We start from the raw sequence: 3,924 nt of genomic DNA, 5'->3' as shown, positions 1-3,924 counted from the left end.
CTCGGGTGGAAGACGAGGCAGGCCACGAGCAGCTCGGGGAGGGGGTCTCCTGGCTCCACCCGGCGTCGCGCGGCCCGCCAGAAGAGGAGGGCTCCCAGCACCACGCAGACGAGCTGCGCATGCCGCGTCTCCCCGGTGAGGGCATACGCCGTCGTGGTGAGCAGGAGGTTGAGCGGCGGGTAGGCGTAGGCGTCGATCGTCCGCGCGAAGGTGTGCGAATCGAGGGTGTGCATGGCCCCGCCGTAGACGGGCAGGCCACTCAGGAGGGCCCGAGCCCCCTGCTGGTGGATTTCCCAGACATCGATGGGTGGCGAGGGCGACGCGGCGAAGAGCTGGAGCCCGAGCGCGAATGGGAGGACGAAGAACCCCACCGTGCGCGCGCCGCGCAGCAGTCGGGACAGGCGCGAGGCCGACGACGCGGGCGCGAGACAGCTCCCCACGAGCAGCACCGCTACCCCGCTCAAGAGCGTGAAGGGACGCGGGTCGGTCTCCGCCCGCAGGTTGGTGCCCGGCTCGAGGATGAGGTTGTAGACGGTGAAGAATCCGGCCACCCCCCAGGCCCAGGCGCGCGTCGGGGCGTGCACCGCTTCCGCCCCGGCCTGGCGCGACCTCACCAACGCCACGAGCCAGAGCACCAGCGCCGCGGCGACCACGAAGACGAAGGGGTTCTTGTAGTGCCCCCGCGTCCGCGCCAACGCGAAGCCCAGCAGCGCATGGCCCGCGAGCAACAGGGGGACGAATGAATGCGGGGGCGAGGCCAGCGTGGGGGAGGAGGGCATCGGGGGGCGCGGCGTCCTACCGCCGTGGGCGCGCACCCTATCATCCGTGCCTCGGGGCTCCATCCCCGCGAGACCCTCACTCCAACCCTCTCCCGGAGGGAGGGGGAGGAGGAGTTCAGGCAGGGGAGTGGGCCCCTGCCTGGGTGCTTCCTTCGACGACTACGGCGTGGTCGGGTCCATCGTGGACATCAGCCAGCCCGCGCGCTCGTGGCCCGTCTTGTTCCACTCGGGGTTCTTGCCGCTCAGAATCTGCGAGTCCGTGAAGGTCGGCGTGCTCGTGCCCGAGCCGGTGCCCACGGTGCCACCGTAGTAGGTCGGGTGGGTGTTGTCCGACTGGATGTAGTCGAAGCTGGTGCTCGAGTTGGCGAAGTGCGTGTTTCCGTCGCGGATGGTCGAGCGCAGCGTCGAGGTGATGCGGGTGACGTAGCTGGCCTCCGTCTCGCCAGGGATGTAGCGCAGGGCGGCGCTGTCGATCTGGCCGTCACCGTTGGAGTCGTAGTCCGCGCCCATGTAGTCGGCGAACGAGTCGGCGCACTGGAAGCCGTACTTCGCCGCCAGGCTGCAGGCCCGCCAGTTGCTCTTGGCCAGGTAGGGCAGGAACTTGCTCTGCTTGTTCACCTTGGTTCCCGTGGCCGAGTCCGTGCAGTTGGTGAGCACGTTGTCCGCGTTATAGCCCGGGTAGTACACGTTCATGATGATCTTGGCCTTGGCCGTCGTCGCGTACGTGTTGATGGCCTGCATGGCCTTCTCCATGTACGTGGTGCAGTTGGCCAGCGCCGTGTCCAGGCCGGCATAGCTGCAGGTGCCCGTCTGGTCCGTGAAGGCCGAGCGCGCCTGGAGGTAGTCGTTGCCGCACATCTCGAACATCACCACGCGGGTGTTGGTCGCCTGCATGTACGAGCGCTCGTAGACGATCTTGTTGTTGTAGATGTCGTCGGCCCGGGCGCCCGACTTGGTGCGGCGGATGACCTCCATGTCGGCGTTGAAGTCCTTGGTCAGGTACTCGCCCTCGACATACGGCGCCGCGCGCTTGGCCACGCTCCACAGATCGCCCATGTAGCCCGCGAAGATGGAGTCGCCGTAGGCCACGACGCGGTACTTCGCGGTCGTGTTCGCGCGGTCAATCGTCCACGACGTGTTCTGGTTGATGGTGCTGGCGGCGGCGGTGCCACCCATCACGAGGCTGGCGGTGAGGGCGACGGCAAGGGACAGCCCCTGCCCGTTGGTGCGAGAGAACATGAACGTCTCCTGGAAAGGTCGGGAATACAGAGTGAAGCAGGGCTCGGCTGGTTGGCCGGCTTCACGGGTATAACAGAAAATTCTGATTCCAGATAATGCTGATTCCACAACTGATGACAGCCGTACTTTCCCGGAGCGGCTCGACAATGCATTGCGTCATGAAGGCATACGACGCGGTGCGCCGACGGCAGCGTCGTGGCGCCGGCTAGCGCACGAGGCGCAGGGTGCGATAGCCCGGGGTTTCCGCGGCGCGCGCCCGGACCTCGAACCAGTTGTCGTGGTAGGGGTGGCGACCGCGCACGAACTGCCAGAGCGAGGCGAGGCCGTACAAGGGCAGGAACAGCGGTCCCAGGACGAGCGTCTGCACGACGTGTGCGCGCTCATGGCGCACCAGACGCACCTGCCTTGGGCCCTCCTCCCCGGAGTACGTCACCACCGTCCCGAGGGTGAAGCCGGCGATGTTGAAGCGTCGCACGTACCACGCGAGCGGCGTCCCCGGCTGGACGACGAAGTGGAGGATGTATTCCGCGTCCACCGAGTCGAGACGCGCGAAGAGCAGGGCGGGCAGCAGACCCAGCGCCGTCACCGGGAATGCCCAGAGGTAGCCGACGAGCCAGAGCACCTTCCTCATGTCTCCATGATGCCAGTCCTTCACGACGGGCCGCCGCCGGGTCCAGCCGGATATCGTCCGCAACGTCCACTGGTGGCGGCTTGCGGGCAGGAGCCACCGGGAGCGGGTCGTGACGGGAGGGGGCCGTGAGTTAAGTCCAGGGCCATGGCGCATGACGAAGACACTCCTTCCTCCTCCTCCTCGGAACCCACCCTGGTGCGGACCATGGGTCTCGGGGCGCTGACGGTCTACGGGGTGGGGGACATGCTCGGGGCTGGCATCTACGGCCTGATGGGCAAGGCCGCGGGCCTCATGGGCAACGCCGTCTGGCTGGCGTTCGTCATGGCCATGCTCGTCGCCCTGTTGACGGGGCTGAGCTACGCCAACATCGGCTCCCGCTATCCCCGCGCGGCGGGCGCGCCCTATGTAGCCCAGCGCGCGTTCCGGGCACCCTTCGTCTCGTATCTCATCGGCCTGGGCGTGGCGGCCTCCGGCCTGACGTCGATGGCCACTGGCTCTCGCGTCATCGCCGGCTACGTGCAGAGCCTGGGCGTGCGGTGGCCCACCGAGGTGCTGGTCATCGTCTTCCTGGGGCTGCTGACGCTCGTCGTCTTCCGGGGCATGCGCGAGAGCACGTGGATGAACATCCTCTGCACGACGGTCGAGCTCTCCGGGCTCTTGATTGTCATCGCCGTGGGGGTGGGCTCCTGGGGCTCGGTGAACTACCTCGAGACACCACCGACGAGCTCGGGGGACGTGGCGGCTGGCATCTCCGCGGGCCTGTTGCTCCAGGGGGCGGTGCTGACGTTCTTCTCGTTCATCGGCTTCGAGGACATCCTCAACGTCTCCGAGGAGGTGAAGCATCCGCGCACGACGCTGCCGCTGGGGTTGCTGCTGGCCCTGGTGATCGCCACGACGCTCTACATCCTGGTGGCGATCACCGCCGTGTCGGTGTTGCCCTATCGCGAGCTGGGCCAATCGAAGGCGGCGCTGGTGGACGTGGTGCGCAAGGCCGCCCCGTCCTTCCCGCCCATCCTCTTCACGGCCATCAGCATCTTCGCGGTCGCCAACACGGCCCTGCTCAACTTCGTCATGGGCTCTCGGTTGCTGTACGGCATGTCCCGCCAGGGGCTGCTCCCGGCGCGGCTGGGCAGGGTGCACCCCGTCCGCCGTACGCCGCACGTGGCCATCCTCGTGCTGCTGGTGCTCGTCCTGGCCCTCGCGCTGACGGGGGACATCCGCCAGCTCGCCGACGCCACCTCCCTGCTGCTGCTGGGGGCCTTCGTGGTGGTGAAC

General features: G+C 67.7%; 4 protein-coding genes. 1 reads left to right on the top strand and 3 read right to left on the bottom strand.

Annotation, left to right across the window (positions count from 1 at the left end):
* The 3 genes from VF794_RS17295 to VF794_RS17285 all read right to left on the bottom strand — a co-directional run.
* Positions 1-779, bottom strand: a 779-nt coding sequence (locus VF794_RS17295; protein WP_331111771.1) for a hypothetical protein, incomplete at its 3' end; no start/stop codon positions are given.
* A 159-nt stretch (positions 780-938) separates the two neighbouring features.
* Entirely contained in the window at positions 939-2,018 is a 1,080-nt protein-coding gene (locus VF794_RS17290) for an SGNH/GDSL hydrolase family protein (RefSeq protein WP_331111769.1), read from the bottom strand.
* Between the two features lie 205 nt (positions 2,019-2,223).
* Complete coding sequence (locus VF794_RS17285) at positions 2,224-2,649, bottom strand: hypothetical protein (protein WP_331111767.1); 426 nt, start codon at positions 2,647-2,649, stop codon at positions 2,224-2,226.
* Positions 2,650-2,853: 204 nt separating this feature from the next.
* Here VF794_RS17285 and VF794_RS17280 point away from each other — a divergent pair.
* Positions 2,854-3,924, top strand: a 1,071-nt coding sequence (locus tag VF794_RS17280) for an APC family permease (protein WP_331111773.1), incomplete at its 3' end; no start/stop codon positions are given.

Source organism: Archangium sp. (assembly GCF_036389735.1).
GTDB lineage: Bacteria > Myxococcota > Myxococcia > Myxococcales > Myxococcaceae > Archangium.
Note: the sequence above shows the minus strand (reverse complement) of the source record. Positions and strands in the feature narration are given on the sequence as shown.

Coding starts and splice junctions, on each gene's coding strand:
- VF794_RS17285 (WP_331111767.1), bottom strand. CDS start 2,649: ATGAGGAAGGTGCTCTGGCTCGTCGGCTACCTCTGGGCATTCCCGGTG.
- VF794_RS17290 (WP_331111769.1), bottom strand. CDS start 2,018: ATGTTCTCTCGCACCAACGGGCAGGGGCTGTCCCTTGCCGTCGCCCTC.